This window comes from Pseudomonas brassicacearum (assembly GCF_003732265.1).
In the GTDB taxonomy this organism is placed as follows: domain Bacteria; phylum Pseudomonadota; class Gammaproteobacteria; order Pseudomonadales; family Pseudomonadaceae; genus Aquipseudomonas; species Aquipseudomonas brassicacearum_D.
In genome coordinates, this window is sequence record NZ_MOBK01000414.1 from 1 (window position 1) to 653 (window position 653).

Below are 653 nucleotides of genomic sequence, written 5' to 3' on the forward strand. Positions count from 1 at the left end.
GGAAACAATCCTTGATGACCTGCTAGAGGTGAATTTTCCCGACGTACGTCAGGCGCAGACCCGGGTGAATTTTTATACCGACGCGCTCAGCGATGACAGCGGTTCCGCGCCGACAACGAGCAGGCATTGGCACGCATCAATGAGCTTGAGCGAAGCCCTGCTTATGTACTATCGGCACCAGAAATGGCCAGTCGACCAGTTGCACGAATTCATCAATCCCGGGCACACCTCTGTCCCCGGAGACCACGCCATTTGGGAAGCCGCGCTCAAGCTAGCCTCGGACAAGCTCCCGGTGTTGCTGTTTGGCGAAATGGAAAAATACTGGAGTGCACCCGCCGTTTCGGGATCTGTGCGCCGCACGTTTTTCAGCGCGGTGCTGGAGGAACAGGCGCGCGCCGAACTGCTGATCAAACGCGAAACCGGGATCATCGACGCCACACAGTTCGCCACCCTGCATCACATGATCAAACCCACCGACGTGCCGGCCCGCCGTCCAACCATCGAGAGTGTGCGCCTGTGGGAGTACGAACCCAACTACGTCGAACTCGCGGGATCGTTGATGATCAGTCATGCCGACGCCTGTCTCTACACGCCGACCATGGGCCTGCAAGTCCTGCACGATTACCTTGATCTGAAAAACACCGTGTTGAGCA

At 57.7% G+C, this 653-nt stretch carries 1 pseudogene; it reads left to right on the forward strand.

Features of this window, described 5'->3' with window-relative positions:
• Positions 1-139 precede the first annotated feature (139 nt).
• Positions 140-653: pseudogene (locus tag BK660_RS32000) on the forward strand (hypothetical protein); the annotation flags it as partial.